Genomic DNA, 14,727 nt, shown 5'->3' with positions numbered 1-14,727 from the left:
TATAACCTTATGGAAACCATCAACACCCTTTTAGCCATAGACCCCAATTATATAGTAGTGGGTCTTATCATTTTGTTTTTTGTACTTGAAACTTTCTTTAACCGTCGGGAGAGGGAGCATGTGGGGAGCAAGATCAATCATTTATTCCATAATTTTTTGTTTCAATTGCTGGCGATTGCGACAGGATCAGTGTTAGGGTTTTTGGTCGTCACTACTTTCGACGGGATCAGCACCTATCAACTGGGTTTATTTAACCTTATAAGCATGCCTTATTGGTTTAAGGTCCTGGCAGGAGTCATTATACTTGACTTATCAGATTACTGGTTGCACAGGCTGGATCATGTTTCGCCCTTGCTTTGGAGACAACACCGTGTTCATCACAGTGATACCTCTATGGACGCCTCAACAAGCTTCAGGACCTTTCCAACCGACATCATCTTTTTTACCATTGGTGAATTGGCTTTTTCCGTGATTTTTGGCCTTGATATCATGTCGATGAATATATTTTTGTTTTTACTGTTCCCGGTGCTGTTTATGCAGCACACAAGCCTAACCTATCCCATTTGGTTAGATAAGGCGTTTGGCTGGTTATTCATGATGCCCAACTATCATAAAGTGCATCACGAACAGGACCAATATTATACCGATTCGAATTATGGAACCCTCTTTATTGTTTGGGACAAGCTTTTTGGAACTTTCAAGACCAAACCTGTGCAAGAGATCAATTATGGCCTTAAAGAATTTGAAGGAGCCCATAAGCAGTCATTTTTTTATCAGTTAAGAAGTCCGTTTATCAATATCAAAAGAGTTGAGGAGTAGGTTCCGGTTGGGTAATTGATCTGAGGGATCCCAAATTTGAATATGCTAAGATATTATAAACGGTTTTCATGAAATACTGTTGCCTTTTGCTTCAGAAGCTCTTGATTGAGAAAGTACTCCGGCTAGTAAACCTACCATTTTCTTCGGCAAGAACAGTAAGGTTTGGAGCCAGGGGCCATTTATTTAAATAAAGGAATAAATCAATTACAAAGTGAAGCCGATTAGGCCTTCTATGAAAACATAAAAATTCAAAAACATGAATCAATTCCGAAAAAGAACAACAATATGGGGATTCAGTGGCAATTAATTTATTTGATATCATTGACGAGCCAGGTTTTATGGTGTCAGCGGCTTGAAAAGGTTGAACCTGCTTTCACTTCTTTGTCAAAATTTGAAAATATCAGGGATTTTACCTTGGCTTCATCGGGTGATGAAGCTTATTTTACCCTGCAAAGTCCAAATGGAGAAATTTCGGCCATCATGCATATAAAAAAAACCAAAGAGGAGTGGTCAGAACCGTTTATTGCTTCATTCTCGGGTAATTACCAGGATATAGAACCTTTTTTGAGCCCGGATAATTTAAGACTGTATTTTGCTTCTAACCGCCCTTTGAAAAACACAGGTGATGAGGTCAAAGATTATGATATTTGGTATGTTTCGCGCCAAACCCTTTCCGCTGAATGGGACAAACCGGTAAATTTAGGGTCGCCAGTGAACAGCGAAAAAAATGAATTCTATCCTTCTTTGTCGGATAATATGAATTTATATTTCACAAGTAATTTGTCTACGACAAAAGGAAAAGATGATATTTTCCTTAGCAAATGGGACGGAGACATGTATCAGGAACCTATTTCTCTAAGTGAATCCATTAATACAGAAGGTTATGAATTTAATGCCTTTGTCTCTCCTGATGAAAGCTTTCTTATTTTTACCGGTTTCAATCGACCCGATGGCCTGGGAAGCGGAGATTTGTATATAAGCTTCAATAAAGGCAGTGGATGGCAACCCTCTGTAAATTTGGGAAACCAGGTTAATTCGGATGAAATCGATTATTGTCCCTTTGTAGATATGAATTCTAATACTTTATATTTTACAAGTAAAAGAAGCAACCTAACCTCAAATAGGGCCTACCAAAATTTAGAGGAGCTTTTGAAGGAATTTAGCGGATATGAAAATGGTCAAAGCAGGCTCTATAAGGTCAAGATAAATAACATATTGTCGTCAGGCATGAACTAAAATTAGGATCAAATAAGGAGATAAAAAGGTAATTCACAATGCATATGAATATACAACCACTTTTAGATCATTTTTCAAACTACAGGGCACTCAATAGAAAGGAGGTAAATGATTTGGAAAAAAGACTTGCAGAAAGAAGAATCAAAAGAAGGCAATTTATTCTTCAGCAAGGAGATCTGTGTAAGCATTACACTTTTGTCGTAGATGGGTGTTTTAGAATGTATAAAGTCGATGATAAAGGAAACGAACACAACCTCCAGTTTGCCGTAGAAGGTGGGTGGATCGCAGATATAGGGAGTTTTCATTCTGAAATACCCAGCGAATTGTATATAGAGGCCATGGAGCAATCGGTAATACTTCAAATTGCCAAGGAGGACCTGCTATATTTGTATACAGAACACAGTGTATTCGACCGTATTTTCAGGGTGCTTGTAGAAAACGCCTTTGTCAATCTTCAAAAGCGGGTTTTACAAAACATCTCGGCCACAGCCGAAGAAAGGTATCTCGACTTTCTTAAAAACTACCCCAAATTATTTAACCGCATTTCAAATGTTCAAATTGCTTCTTTCATAGGCGTAACGCCTGAATTTCTCTCTAAGATTAGAAGAGAGATCACTTCGAGGTAAGAAGATTCTTAATTTATCTTAAGATTTTTTCTTAACCCACCTTATAGCCCCGGTACAACTTATTGTCTCAAATTTGCTTTATAACATTTAAACTATACCATATGAAAAAAATGATAACAATAGCAACGATTATCGCATTAGTATTTGCTTGCGAGGAACCGAATACAACCAAAGGGAATAATAAAGAATCTTTAAACACAGAAATCATGGATAAACAAGAAAAACAATTAATTGAAGCATTATTAAACGAATATAAAAGATCTCTGAACACGTCCGATTCAGGTTTGGCAACAAGTCTTTATACCAAAGACGGAATTTTTATGCCTAGTGAAGCACCTTCAGCTGTTGGCACACAGCATATTAAGGAAGCCTATGATTTTGTATTCTCACAAATTCAACTCAATATTGAATTCTATATCGAAGAAATTGTGATTGAAGGGAACCTGGCTTTTGCCACAACAAGCTCTAAAGGAACCACTTTGATTCATGCAAATGGACAAACTGTTCCGGAAGAAAACAGAGAGTTATTTGTTTTTGAAAAAACAGAAGGAACCTGGAAAATTGCTCGTTATATGTTTAATAAAACAAAGGCACAATCATAGATCGGAGTACAATCTTTAAATCAGGCGACCACGTAAACACATGGTCGTTTTTTTATGACAATTATCAGCTTAAAAAAGCATTGTTTGATTAGCTTTACAAGCTGATTCGAGTACTTTTTATTATGAGAAATGTGTTGAAATATCTTTCATTATTGTTGTTTATATTTTTACAGGGATGTGATAATAATGATTGTGAAGATTTGCTCTGCTTTACGCCTCCAACCTCATTTGTATTTGAGATTGTGGATAAGGAATCAGGAGAAAACCTCTTTACGAATGGTACCTATACGCCTGAGCAAATAGAGGTTTTAAATACTGACGATAACTCAAAACGAACTTTTGGTTTTCTTTCTGAAGATGACATTAATTTGATTGTTATCGGTTCGATTGGATGGGAAACTGAAGTAGCCAAAGTGGTTGTGAAAATTGCAGGGGAAGATATTTTGAACTTGTATGTTGATACGGAACGCGCCTCCGAAAATTGTTGTAGTTTTTCGAAATACAACGAAAAAAGGATTGATAATGCTGAGTATACACTTGATAAACAAAGCGATATTTATACGATTTATATAGAATAATAAGCGATGGAGTTTTTTCGAAAGGTTGATGTAAATACCAACGAGCAAGGCATCAAAAACACAGGTCAATTTAAGAATTTGGAACGCATCAGCGCTCAACTTTTCTTGTTGGAAACACTAAATGAACATCAAGCCGCAATAGGCAGTTTATGGGGTGAGTTTACCTTGACAAGACAAGAAATTAAGGGTGGCCTTCGCTTTTCTCTTTTAGAATGCCCCAATGCACTTGCCTGGACAGTTACAACGGGATATGAACCTGCGCCTGATTCGGTCATGGTTCACTTAACCATTAACAGAACTGAAAAAGATCAGGAGTTTCTCGAAGAAATTAAGGATTTTCTGGATGACCATGCCAAACATTTAAAAAAGGCCTTTGATTCATAAACTAATACCGCAGCAACAAATTTTGATGATTAGCACAAAATAAAACACAGTTAAATGGGACAAAACGAATTTGAAAAGGGCGTGAAATTTTTATTTGCAGAAAGTATTTCCTATGCCGAAAAGGCCGTAGTGAGCAAGCATATACTCAAAAAGCAAACAGGAAACATCAGCTTATTTGCTTTTGATAAAAAAGAAGGGCTAAGTGAACACACCACGCCTTTTGACGCTATGGTTCTTATTGTTGATGGCAAGGCCGAGATCATCATCAACGGGGAATCCCATTTGCTTGAATCGGGGGAATCCATTATAATGCCTGCAAACGTTCCCCATGCACTCAGAGCTGTGGAAAAATTCAAAATGGTGTTAACCATGATAAAGAGCTAGTCTCTTTTTATATTTATATCACCCGGCTTATGGTTAATCCATCCCTGATGGGTAGCAAAACAGTTTCCAGTCTTGGATCTTCATTGATCAGCTTATTATAAGCAATAAGGGCTATCGTGTCTTCATCCTTTGGATTTGGGTTTTGCGTTACTTTACCGCTCCATAACACATTATCAGAAAGGATTACGCCTCCCGAATTCATTTTATCGATGACAGCCTTAAAATAATTTGCATAATTTGCCTTGTCAGCGTCAATAAACACCAAATCAAAAGGGCCATGAATATCAACCATAACCTCCAGGGCCTCCCCGACATATTGCTTGATTTGATTTGAATAAGCTGATCGGTCAAAGTATTTTCTTTGAAAATCAAAAAGTTCTTCGTTGTGATCAATCGTATGTAACAATCCTCCTTTTTGCAGGCCTTCTGCCAAACAAAGTGCCGAATAACCCGTGTAGGTGCCAATTTCAAGAATGGTTTTTGGAGCCACGAGTTTTGAGATCATCGAGAGGACCCTGCCCTGAAAGTGTCCACTTATCATTCTTGGGACAAGGGCTTTCTGCCATGTTTCCTTAAACAGCTCATGGAGAAGTTCGGGTTCTTTTTGAGAATGATCTGATGCGTATTGATCAATGGTTTCAGGTAAAAAATTCATAGTTTCAGTCTTATAGTATTGGAGCAATCAATCTTGCAATGGAGCACAGGACCTTCACATACCAGGCTCTTCTTCTAAGATCTTCAAGTTGTAATTTATAACAATTCTTTAGATCTTCTTCAAAATGAAACCTTAGCTTTTCGGCAATCGCTGCATCATATATAAAGGCATTGACCTCTGCGTTAAGGCTAAAACTTCTCTGATCCATATTGGTGCTTCCCACGGTACTAATCAAAGAATCGATGATCATTGTTTTTGAGTGCATCATCCCTTTGGTGTAAAAGTAGACTTCTACACCGCTCAGCAGAAGTTCTTTTAAATAGGTCTGAGAAGCATAAAATGCTGTTTTTATATCGGTTTTTTCCGGAACCATGAGCTTGATCTTTACGCCGCTTTTAGAGGAAATTTTTAAAGCGTTGAAAATAGACTCATCCGGAATAAAATAAGGCGTAGTAATCAGTATCTCTTCGCGTGCACTTGTGATCATACCAAAAAAAGCCTCCATAATGGTTTGATTATTTTTTCCATAATCGCTTCCCAAAATACTTGTTGGGACCTTGTTGGATATTTGATGTATATTTTTATACAGTACTTCGTTGAGATCAATTTTTTGTCCGCTTACAAAATACCAGTCACTTATGAATAAGTATTGCAGATCAGTTACAGCTTCGCCCTTGATCAAGATATGGGTATCCCTCCAGTATAAGCCTGAATCATTCGGGTTGATGTATTTATCTTTAATGTTGATACCCCCCAAAAAACCTGTTTCATTATCAATAACAACGATTTTTCGGTGATTTCTATAATTGGCCTTGTGAGCGAGTCTTGAAAATAAAACAGGCATATAGGCATAGGCTTCCACACCTGCCGATTTTAATTTTTTTAATCCGTCCCTACTAATCGAACTGCCCACATCATCGAAGATCAGCCTTACTTTGACTCCGTTTTGAGCCTTTTGACAAAGGAGGTCAAAAATTTTATTTCCAATGGTGTCATCCTCAATAATATAATAATCAAGATGTATGCTTTTTTTGGCGTTATTGATCTCTTCCAAAAGTCTTGGAAATTTTTCCTCTCCATTGATTAAAACTTCAATGTTGTTGTTGTTGGTAAAATTTACCTGTTCTATCGTATAGAATAATGTCGGTAATTTACTGTAGGAAGATTCCGGGTTGGTTATTGGAGTTAACTTCGTTGCTTCGCTGACCTGATGCAGGTACACTTTATCAAAATAGCGTTTTTTAGTCAGCATTTTCTTTTTGTGGTACTGAGCCCCAAAAAGCAGGTAGATGATCACACCGGCTATTGGAACCAAAAGAATCAAAAAAATAAAAGCAAAAGCTTTTTCGGGCTTTTTATTATCAAGAATGATGATGATGATAATAAAGCTGATAAAAACATAATAGGCGATTAAAGCAAAGGGCCTAATAGTATCTATATATTCCATTCAAGATCAAATTTTGATCAGATCATGGCTTCAATTGTTTTCATGACATTGCTGCCTTTATACCCTTGAATAATGATCTTTCTCAAAGATAAAACAAAAGGTATTGACGAATCAATACCTTTTTTATAATTGAGCTGTTTTTTTAATGTTTTTTCAATTCTTTCTGAAGACTTTTTTCCAACTCAAGTTTATCTTCCACACTTAGTTTTTCTGAACCATCACAAGGCCTAAGGTGTCTTCCAAAAATCTGCGACATCAAATTGTTTTGTTTTGAATAGCTTTTGCAATATTTACAAACAAGCAGGTGAAAAGTTAAACGGACCTTTTCGGAGAGTGATGCTTCGCCGTACTGATTTTTGTCGCAGATAGCAGTTGCTTCGTCGCAATTTATCATAAATTTCATACGCCCTTGTTTATTGTTTAAACCAATTTTCTTCCATACAATTCCTCAGCTGCATCCTTGCCCTGTGTATAATCACCCACAAATTTGACGCAGTTATGCCGAGTTCATTACATATTTCTTCAGTTTCATATTTTTGAACTGTCTTGAGTAAAAAAACCATTCTGTATTTTTCAGGCAAGTTGTTGATGCATGCATCCAAGGCATCTTTCAACTCAGAATTCTCAATCTTTTTTTCAGCATCATTTCCCCAGGCCTGAGGCACCTTCTCTTCTATCCAGTTCCCTTTTTTTTTGCCTTCTTCATAGAAATTCATTCTGACTTCTTTCTGCCCTTTAGCTGAGTTGACCTTTCTGTAATGATCGATGATTTTTCTTTTTAAAATAGAAACCAACCAGGTACGCTCGGCGGCCTGACCCCGAAAGTTGTCTTTGCCTTTAATTCCTGAAAAAAAAGTTTCCTGAACAAGGTCCTTCGCCACATCCTGATCATCTACCCTTGTAATGGCATAATTGTATAAATAATCGGCATACAACACTATCCATTTATTTGGATTTAAGGAGTGTTTCATGTTATCCGACATTTTTGTTCAATTTTATGAGTGTATAAATATAAGAATGTTAATCATATTAAAATAATCGGGGCATTTAGATATAATAGAATTATGAGATTTGGTATATTTGTTTTCTATTTTATAAACCAAGCAAAATGAGCGGATTTTTATCTTCATCCATCGCAAGAAAAGTTGCCATGGCCTTATCGGCACTTTTCTTAATTATTTTCCTGATTATCCATTTATCGGTCAACATCACTTCTCTTTTTAGTGAGAAATTATTTAATGAATTATCGCATTTTATGGGTACAAATCCCCTAATACAATTTGCCATGCAGCCGGTACTTATTTTTGGTGTGGTTTTTCATTTTGTAATGGGTTTTATTTTGGAGTTTAAGAACAAAAAGGCCAGAAATATAAACTATGTAAAGTATAACGGAGGTGCGAATGCAAGCTGGATGTCTAGAAACATGATCTTCTCAGGGCTGGTAATTCTTGCTTTTCTTGTTTTGCACTTTGTTGACTTCTGGTTTCCTGAAATGAATCATAAATATATTGAATTCCTGCCTGAAGATCCCAATCGGTATTTTGGCGAATTACAGCATAAATTTGTTAATCCATTGAGGGTAGGGGCCTATGTGATTGCCTTTGTACTTTTGGCCTTACACTTGCTGCACGGCTTTCAATCAGCCTTTCAGTCGGTTGGATTTAACAACAAGTATACCGGTGCGGTGAAATCTTTTGGCAAGTTTTATTCTTTTGTTGTTCCATTAGGCTTCATCATCATTGCTTTATATCATCATTTTAACCATTAATCTATTCATTTATGACTAAGTTAAACTCTAAAGTACCAAAGGGTCCAATAAAAGATAAATGGACAACATATAAGGACAATATTGATCTGGTTAACCCTGCAAATAAAAGAAATATAGATATTATCGTTGTAGGTACCGGTCTGGCCGGAGGTTCAGCTGCTGCAACCCTTGCAGAATTGGGTTATAATGTAAAGGCTTTTGCCTATCAGGATTCTCCCAGAAGGGCACACTCAATTGCGGCTCAGGGAGGGATAAATGCATCAAAAAATTATATGGGCGATGGTGATTCGAACTATCGATTATTTTACGACACCGTAAAAGGCGGTGATTACCGCTCACGTGAAGCAAATGTTCACAGGCTAGCAGAAGTTTCTGGGAATATCATAGATCAATGCGTTGCTCAAGGAGTTCCTTTTGCAAGGGATTATGGAGGCTTACTGGATAACCGTTCATTTGGCGGGGTACTGGTGTCCAGAACATTTTATGCAAAAGGACAAACGGGTCAGCAGTTGTTACTCGGTGCTTATTCGGCCATGAACAGACAAATTGCACGTGGGAAAATAGAAATGTTTAACCGCCACGAGATGCTTGACGTAGTGATCGTCGATGGAAAAGCCAGGGGAATTATAGCTAGAAACCTGATTACGGGTGAAATAGAAAGACATAGTGCGCATGCTGTAGTCATTGGAACAGGAGGCTATGGAAATGTTTATTTCCTTTCGACCAATGCAATGGGGTCGAATGCCACAGCTGCCTGGAAAATACACAAGAGAGGGGCTTATTTTGCCAATCCTTGTTTTACCCAGATCCATCCGACCTGTATCCCAAGATCTGGAGATTATCAGTCGAAATTAACGCTGATGTCAGAATCGTTGAGGAACGATGGAAGAATTTGGGTACCGGCTAAGCTTGAAGATGCCAAGGCAATTCAGGAAGGTAAAATGAAACCTACAGAAATACACGAAGAAGATAGAGATTACTTTTTAGAGAGGAGATATCCTGCATTCGGGAACCTTGTTCCTCGCGATGTTGCGTCGCGAGCTGCCAAAGAAAGGTGTGATGCCGGTTTTGGTGTAAATGCAACTGGTGAAGCTGTTTATTTGGATTTTGCTGCTGCCATTGAAAGGTATGGAAAGGAGCAGGCCAAGATCAAGCATATTGCGAACCCTTCGAAAGAGAAAATAACTGAATTGGGGGCGGCTATTATAGAAGCCAAGTATGGTAATTTATTCCAGATGTATGAAAAGATCATCGACGAGAATCCTTATAAAACCCCTATGATGATTTACCCTGCTACACACTATACTATGGGAGGTGTTTGGGTTGATTATAACCTGATGACCACCGTACCCGGTTTGTATTGCATAGGAGAAGCGAATTTCTCGGATCACGGAGCCAACAGGCTTGGCGCATCTGCCTTGATGCAAGGGTTAGCAGATGGATATTTTGTATTGCCATATACCATAGGGGATTATTTGTCTGATGATATCCAGACCGGTAAAATCCCGACGGATAGCCCTGAATTCGATGAAGTTGAAAAAGAAGTAAAAGAAAGATTGGAATTCTTCATCAATAACAAGGGAACACATACCGTAGATTATTACCATAAAAAACTCGGAAAAATCATGTGGGATAAGGTCGGAATGGCCAGAAATGCAAAAGGCCTTAAAGAGGCGATTAAAGAGATTCATGAAATCAGGGAAGATTTCTGGAAGAATGTTAAAGTTACCGGTGAGTTGAATGAGTTGAACCCCGAATTGGAGAAAGCCGGAAGAGTTGCCGATTTCCTTGAATTAGGAGAATTATTCGCCAAAGACGCTTTGGAAAGAGAAGAATCCTGTGGAGGCCATTTTAGGGAAGAACACGTTACAGAAGATGGCGAAGCCAAAAGGGATGACAAAAACTATGCCTATGTGGCTGCCTGGGAATATACAGGCAAACCAAGCGAAGCGATTTTACATAAAGAACAGTTAGAGTTTAAAGATATTGAATTGAAAACACGTTCCTATAAATAATTGATATTATGAATTTAACCTTAAAAATTTGGAGACAAAGTGGGCCGCAGGATAAGGGGCGTATGGTCGACTATAAAGTAACCGACATTTCTGAGCATATGTCATTTTTAGAAATGATGGATGTGTTGAATGAAAGTTTGGTAGCGAAGGACGAAGATCCAATAGCCTTTGATCATGATTGCAGAGAAGGAATTTGCGGAACCTGTTCCCTGCATATCAATGGGGAACCTCATGGTCCTGACAGGGGGATAACCACTTGTCAGCTGCACATGAGGATGTTCAATGATGGAGATACCATTTATATTGAACCATGGAGGGCCAAAGCCTTTCCGGTGATCAAGGATCTTGTTGTTGACAGAACCGCCTTTGAAAGAATTCAGCAGGCAGGAGCTTATATTTCTGTAAATACTTCAGGAAATACCCAGGATGCAAATTCAATCCTTATTCCAAAACACGATGCAGACCTTTCTATGGATGCCGCAGCCTGCATTGGTTGTGGAGCCTGCGTTGCATCATGTAAAAATTCATCAGCCATGTTGTTTGTCGGCGCCAAGGTATCTCAGTTTGCTTTACTTCCGCAAGGAAGGATTGAAGCCAAGGAACGGGTGATGAATATGGTAAAACAAATGGATGAAGAAGGTTTTGGAAATTGTACAAATACAGGAGCCTGTGAAGTTGAATGCCCCAAAAATATTTCTTTGGAGAATATCGCCAGAATGAACCGTGAATATTTAAAGGCGAGTATTTAATCGTTAATTCTTAAATGGCTTTTAGTCATTACAACAATAACTAAACCCTTCAGGAATGAGGGGTTTTTTGTTTACAGGAGACCGACTTAATTGTCTCCGCGGCCGGGCTTATGGAAAGGTCCAGGCTTAAACAGTAATACAAAGCCGGGGGAACTTATTATTGAATAATGTATAGGGGTTTTTATGAAAAAGCAGTACTTTAGATCATAGCTTAATTCTATTTTTATCATGCCTGATTACCACGCACAAGTCTCCTCAAAATTACCGGATGCCACTACAAGTATTTTTGCGGTCATGAGTAAGTTGGCACACGAAGAACATGCCATTAATTTATCACAGGGATATCCTGATTTCCCATCTTCCCCTGAATTGATCGAATTGGTCAATAAAGCGATGAAAGGGGGCTTTAATCAGTATGCGCCAATGCCTGGGATTTATCCTTTAAGAGAAGTGATTTCTCAAAAAATAGAAATGCTTTACGGTGCGAAGTATGATCCGGAATCAGAGATTACAATTACAGCAGGAGCAACACAGGCTATTTTTACCATTATTACAGCGCTCGTACAGAAGGATGATGAGGTGATTATATTTGCACCGGCATATGATTGTTATGACCCTACAATTAGGTTGAATGGAGGGAAAACGGTTGAAATAGAATTAAAAGCGCCTGACTTCAGGATAGACTGGCAACAAGTAAAAGATGTCATTTCAGAAAGAACTAAAATGATCATCATCAACACGCCGCATAACCCTACGGGAACGGTAATGGCAAAGGAGGATATGCTCAAACTTCAGGATTTGGTAAGAGATACACAGATCATGATCCTAAGTGATGAAGTATATGAGCACCTTATTTATGACGGCCTTGAGCATCAAAGTATCGCTAGATTTTCGGGTTTGGCCGAACGAAGTTTTTTGGTAGCGTCATTTGGTAAAACATTTCATAATACGGGTTGGAAAATGGGCTATTGCGCTGGGCCTCATGCTTTGATGAAGGAATTCAGAAAGGTGCATCAATTTAATGTTTTCAGTGTGAATCATCCTGTTCAAAAAGCATTGACAGATTATTTAAAGCAAAAGGAAAATTATCTTTATCTGCCCGGGTTTTTTCAGGCCAAGAGAGATTTGTTTCTAAATGCGATCAAAGATTCAAACTTTTCATTTAAACCATCATCGGGAACTTATTTTCAATTGCTTGATTACGGCAGGATTTCGAAGGAACCTGATCTGGAACTGGCCAAAAAATGGACACGGGAATTAAAACTTGCTTCCATACCCATATCGCCATTTTATAAGCAATCAACAGATAACAAAGTACTGCGGTTCTGTTTTGCAAAAAGTGATGAAACCCTGTTAAAAGGAGCAGCTATTTTAAACAGCATCAAGTGACATTTGAAAGCGTTTAACAGATCATTAAACAATACACAAAATGAAGCCATCGTTAACCATAAGTTTGGTTCAAACAAATAATATTTGGGAGAATATTGAAGCCAATCTAATCAGTCTTTCCTCTAAAATTAATGACATTGAAGAGCAAACGGATATGATCATCTTTCCTGAACTGTTTTCAACAGGATTCACGATGGAAGCGGATAAGGTGGCAGAATCAATGGATGGCAAGGGCGTTCTATGGATGAAAGGGATTTCAAAAAGGAAAAACTGTCTCGTGATAGGGAGTTTGTTGATAAGAGAGTCTGGAGCATTTTTCAACAGGCTGATCGTTGCTTTCCCGGATGGCCATCTTGAGCATTATGATAAGCGCCATTTATTTTCTTTTGCCGGTGAAGACAAAGTATTTAAGGCAGGTAAGGAACGTTTGATTTTTGACTACAAAGGATTCAGGATATGTCCGCTCATTTGTTATGATTTGAGGTTTCCGGTATGGGCGAGAAATACCGACAACATCGACCTTATCATTTTTGTGGCAAACTGGCCAAATGCGCGTATGCTTGCCTGGGACACCTTGTTGAAAGCCCGGGCTATAGAAAATTTATGTTATGTTATTGGCGTCAATCGTGTTGGGGAAGACAATAATAAGCTGATCTATACCGGTCATTCTGCCGTTTATGACGCGATGGGAGGCACTATCCTGAGCTTTGAGACAGGAAAGGAGGCTGTTAGATCAGTTTCAATAGATCTTAAACATATTATTCAAACAAGAAGGCAATTCAGGTTTTTAGAGGACCGTGATGATTTTGTGATCAAATAAATGATCAGTGTGAAGGGTTTAATTTCAATAATGCCTCATTTATTGTCTTTTCGGTTTTTTCCAGTAATTCGGGAAAGGGTAAAGAATCTGATTTAATGGGCTCATGCGCCTCCATGGTTACTTTAATCCCTACACCGAGAGGAAAGGCTCCTTTTCTGACCAGCCTCCAGGAATTGTTTATTGAAAGTGGTATGATATAAGAGGATGGCGCTTTTTTGACCATCATTTTTAAGCCGCTTTCGCGAAAAGGTTTTGGTACAGCCGTTTTACTTCTTGTGCCTTCAGGGAAAATGACAGCAACTAGTTTTTCTTTTTCAATTTTTTCACCAAATTTCATCAAGGTATTGATAGCCTGTCTTCGGTCCCTTCTGTCAATCAAGACATTATCCCCATGCCTTAAGTTGTAGGATACACTGGGGATTCCCTTTCCCAATTCAATTTTCGACACAAAGTTCGGAAAGTTTTTCCTAAAGAACATATACATTGGAGGTATGTCATAAGTGCTTTGATGATTGGATACAATGATAATGGGCACCCCTTCTGGCACTTTGTGTTTATTGATAAATTTAACTCTGGAGAACAATAAATACAAACTCCAGGTCAATCCCATATTCAAGGCAACAACGGTTGCCCTATGTGCTTTTTTCCCAAACAAATTAAAGGCCAGCCATTGGATAGGATGGAAAATTAATAAAAGCAAGCCAAACACAAGGTAATGAATAACCGACAGTGGATATGAAATAATCTTTAAGAATTGTGCCATTGTCTTAGATTCAAAATAAAGTAAAAAGGTTTAATTCCCGCACTAAAATGAAAGCCATTGACTCCATGGAATCCGGCTTAAAACAAAAATTAAAGCAATACCGTAGTACAAGGCAATTGTCTTAAACTTACCGTTGTCTGTGGTTTGTCTTTTATGTTTGGAAAAACCAACCGTAATAGCTGCAATAGCCAATATCATCATCAGCGGATGCTCTAACACAATCAATCTGATTTCGGGCTCCTTCATGGCAGCTCCCATACCGTTATCTAAAACATAGGCGAACTGTGCAGATACAAAAAACGCAATAAACCCGATGATGAGCTGCAAATGAGCAACGATCAAGGTAAATAAAGAAATCCTTAAGTCTTTGTCTTTAAATTCTTTTTTGGATGTAAGGCCTATGACGACATTTACAACAGCAAAGATGAGAACAAGAAGTGTAATATAGGCCCAGCCTGAATGTAGCATTTTGATCATGATAATAAATTGTTT

At 38.1% G+C, this 14,727-nt stretch carries 18 protein-coding genes; 12 read left to right on the top strand and 6 right to left on the bottom strand.

Annotated features, from left to right (window positions below):
- Window positions 1–9 precede the first annotated feature (9 nt).
- The 7 genes from AABB81_RS12890 to AABB81_RS12860 all read left to right on the top strand — a co-directional run bounded on the left by AABB81_RS12890 (window position 10) and on the right by AABB81_RS12860 (window position 4,629).
- Window positions 10–819 (top strand): sterol desaturase family protein, encoded by an 810-nt coding sequence (locus AABB81_RS12890; RefSeq protein WP_342160963.1) that lies wholly within the window; start codon window positions 10–12, stop codon window positions 817–819.
- Window positions 820–1,131: 312 nt separating this feature from the next.
- Entirely contained in the window at window positions 1,132–2,055 is a 924-nt protein-coding gene (locus tag AABB81_RS12885) for a TolB family protein (protein WP_342160962.1), read from the top strand.
- A gap of 44 nt (window positions 2,056–2,099) precedes the next feature.
- Window positions 2,100–2,681: a Crp/Fnr family transcriptional regulator gene (locus tag AABB81_RS12880; protein WP_342160961.1), complete on the top strand. Its 582-nt coding sequence runs from the start codon at window positions 2,100–2,102 to the stop codon at window positions 2,679–2,681.
- Between the two features lie 101 nt (window positions 2,682–2,782).
- Window positions 2,783–3,283, top strand: a complete 501-nt coding sequence (locus AABB81_RS12875) for a YybH family protein (protein WP_342160960.1) — start codon at window positions 2,783–2,785, stop codon at window positions 3,281–3,283.
- Between the two features lie 122 nt (window positions 3,284–3,405).
- A complete protein-coding gene (locus tag AABB81_RS12870) occupies window positions 3,406–3,861 on the top strand; it encodes a hypothetical protein (protein ID WP_342160959.1) in 456 nt (151 codons plus the stop codon).
- A 6-nt stretch (window positions 3,862–3,867) separates the two neighbouring features.
- Window positions 3,868–4,245: a hypothetical protein gene (locus AABB81_RS12865; protein WP_342160958.1), complete on the top strand. Its 378-nt coding sequence runs from the start codon at window positions 3,868–3,870 to the stop codon at window positions 4,243–4,245.
- A gap of 54 nt (window positions 4,246–4,299) precedes the next feature.
- A complete protein-coding gene (locus tag AABB81_RS12860; protein WP_342160957.1) occupies window positions 4,300–4,629 on the top strand; it encodes a cupin domain-containing protein in 330 nt (109 codons plus the stop codon).
- Window positions 4,630–4,642: 13 nt separating this feature from the next.
- Here AABB81_RS12860 and AABB81_RS12855 read toward each other — a convergent pair whose 3' ends face one another.
- The 4 genes from AABB81_RS12855 to AABB81_RS12840 all read right to left on the bottom strand — a co-directional run bounded on the left by AABB81_RS12855 (window position 4,643) and on the right by AABB81_RS12840 (window position 7,714).
- The gene (locus AABB81_RS12855) at window positions 4,643–5,284 is read right to left on the bottom strand and encodes an O-methyltransferase (protein WP_342160956.1); all 642 of its coding nucleotides are present in this window, start codon (window positions 5,282–5,284) and stop codon (window positions 4,643–4,645) included.
- Window positions 5,285–5,294: 10 nt separating this feature from the next.
- Window positions 5,295–6,731 (bottom strand): cardiolipin synthase, encoded by a 1,437-nt coding sequence (cls, locus tag AABB81_RS12850; RefSeq protein WP_342160955.1) that lies wholly within the window; start codon window positions 6,729–6,731, stop codon window positions 5,295–5,297.
- A gap of 142 nt (window positions 6,732–6,873) precedes the next feature.
- On the bottom strand, window positions 6,874–7,134 hold the full coding sequence (locus tag AABB81_RS12845; RefSeq protein ID WP_342160954.1) for an anti-sigma factor family protein: 261 nt from the start codon (window positions 7,132–7,134) through the stop codon (window positions 6,874–6,876).
- A 10-nt stretch (window positions 7,135–7,144) separates the two neighbouring features.
- Complete coding sequence (locus AABB81_RS12840) at window positions 7,145–7,714, bottom strand: sigma-70 family RNA polymerase sigma factor (RefSeq protein WP_342160953.1); 570 nt, start codon at window positions 7,712–7,714, stop codon at window positions 7,145–7,147.
- 125 nt (window positions 7,715–7,839) lie between these two features.
- On the opposite strand from AABB81_RS12840, the gene AABB81_RS12835 reads away from it, so the two are divergent.
- From AABB81_RS12835 to AABB81_RS12815, 5 genes are all read left to right on the top strand, one after another.
- Window positions 7,840–8,499 carry a succinate dehydrogenase cytochrome b subunit gene (locus tag AABB81_RS12835; protein ID WP_342160952.1) on the top strand — a complete coding sequence of 220 codons (660 nt, stop codon included), beginning with the start codon at window positions 7,840–7,842 and terminating at the stop codon, window positions 8,497–8,499.
- A gap of 11 nt (window positions 8,500–8,510) precedes the next feature.
- Window positions 8,511–10,514, top strand: a complete 2,004-nt coding sequence (locus tag AABB81_RS12830; protein WP_342160951.1) for a fumarate reductase/succinate dehydrogenase flavoprotein subunit — start codon at window positions 8,511–8,513, stop codon at window positions 10,512–10,514.
- Window positions 10,514–11,263 (top strand): succinate dehydrogenase/fumarate reductase iron-sulfur subunit, encoded by a 750-nt coding sequence (locus AABB81_RS12825; protein ID WP_342161578.1) that lies wholly within the window; start codon window positions 10,514–10,516, stop codon window positions 11,261–11,263. Before AABB81_RS12830 ends, AABB81_RS12825 begins: the two co-directional genes overlap by 1 nt.
- A 228-nt stretch (window positions 11,264–11,491) precedes the next feature.
- Window positions 11,492–12,652, top strand: coding sequence for a methionine aminotransferase (locus AABB81_RS12820; protein WP_342160950.1), 1,161 nt, complete (start codon window positions 11,492–11,494; stop codon window positions 12,650–12,652).
- A gap of 40 nt (window positions 12,653–12,692) precedes the next feature.
- Window positions 12,693–13,472: a nitrilase family protein gene (locus AABB81_RS12815; RefSeq protein ID WP_342160949.1), complete on the top strand. Its 780-nt coding sequence runs from the start codon at window positions 12,693–12,695 to the stop codon at window positions 13,470–13,472.
- A gap of 4 nt (window positions 13,473–13,476) precedes the next feature.
- On the opposite strand, the gene AABB81_RS12810 is transcribed toward AABB81_RS12815, so the two are convergent.
- Window positions 13,477–14,235, bottom strand: coding sequence for a lysophospholipid acyltransferase family protein (locus AABB81_RS12810; protein WP_342160948.1), 759 nt, complete (start codon window positions 14,233–14,235; stop codon window positions 13,477–13,479).
- Between the two features lie 42 nt (window positions 14,236–14,277).
- Window positions 14,278–14,712, bottom strand: a complete 435-nt coding sequence (locus AABB81_RS12805; protein WP_342160947.1) for a hypothetical protein — start codon at window positions 14,710–14,712, stop codon at window positions 14,278–14,280.
- Window positions 14,713–14,727: the final 15 nt, after the last annotated feature.

Source organism: Lutimonas vermicola, assembly GCF_038433205.1.
In the GTDB taxonomy this organism is placed as follows: domain Bacteria; phylum Bacteroidota; class Bacteroidia; order Flavobacteriales; family Flavobacteriaceae; genus Lutimonas; species Lutimonas vermicola.
The sequence above is the reverse complement of the archived record's forward strand: the minus strand, read 5'-3'. Positions and strand labels throughout refer to the sequence as shown.

Coding starts and splice junctions, on each gene's coding strand:
- AABB81_RS12890 (WP_342160963.1), top strand. CDS start 10: ATGGAAACCATCAACACCCTTTTAGCCATAGACCCCAATTATATAGTA.
- AABB81_RS12880 (WP_342160961.1), top strand. CDS start 2,100: ATGAATATACAACCACTTTTAGATCATTTTTCAAACTACAGGGCACTC.
- AABB81_RS12875 (WP_342160960.1), top strand. CDS start 2,783: ATGAAAAAAATGATAACAATAGCAACGATTATCGCATTAGTATTTGCT.
- AABB81_RS12870 (WP_342160959.1), top strand. CDS start 3,406: ATGAGAAATGTGTTGAAATATCTTTCATTATTGTTGTTTATATTTTTA.
- AABB81_RS12865 (WP_342160958.1), top strand. CDS start 3,868: ATGGAGTTTTTTCGAAAGGTTGATGTAAATACCAACGAGCAAGGCATC.
- AABB81_RS12860 (WP_342160957.1), top strand. CDS start 4,300: ATGGGACAAAACGAATTTGAAAAGGGCGTGAAATTTTTATTTGCAGAA.
- AABB81_RS12855 (WP_342160956.1), bottom strand. CDS start 5,284: ATGAATTTTTTACCTGAAACCATTGATCAATACGCATCAGATCATTCT.
- cls (WP_342160955.1), bottom strand. CDS start 6,731: ATGGAATATATAGATACTATTAGGCCCTTTGCTTTAATCGCCTATTAT.
- AABB81_RS12845 (WP_342160954.1), bottom strand. CDS start 7,134: ATGAAATTTATGATAAATTGCGACGAAGCAACTGCTATCTGCGACAAA.
- AABB81_RS12840 (WP_342160953.1), bottom strand. CDS start 7,714: ATGTCGGATAACATGAAACACTCCTTAAATCCAAATAAATGGATAGTG.
- AABB81_RS12835 (WP_342160952.1), top strand. CDS start 7,840: ATGAGCGGATTTTTATCTTCATCCATCGCAAGAAAAGTTGCCATGGCC.
- AABB81_RS12830 (WP_342160951.1), top strand. CDS start 8,511: ATGACTAAGTTAAACTCTAAAGTACCAAAGGGTCCAATAAAAGATAAA.
- AABB81_RS12820 (WP_342160950.1), top strand. CDS start 11,492: ATGCCTGATTACCACGCACAAGTCTCCTCAAAATTACCGGATGCCACT.
- AABB81_RS12815 (WP_342160949.1), top strand. CDS start 12,693: ATGAAGCCATCGTTAACCATAAGTTTGGTTCAAACAAATAATATTTGG.
- AABB81_RS12810 (WP_342160948.1), bottom strand. CDS start 14,235: ATGGCACAATTCTTAAAGATTATTTCATATCCACTGTCGGTTATTCAT.
- AABB81_RS12805 (WP_342160947.1), bottom strand. CDS start 14,712: ATGATCAAAATGCTACATTCAGGCTGGGCCTATATTACACTTCTTGTT.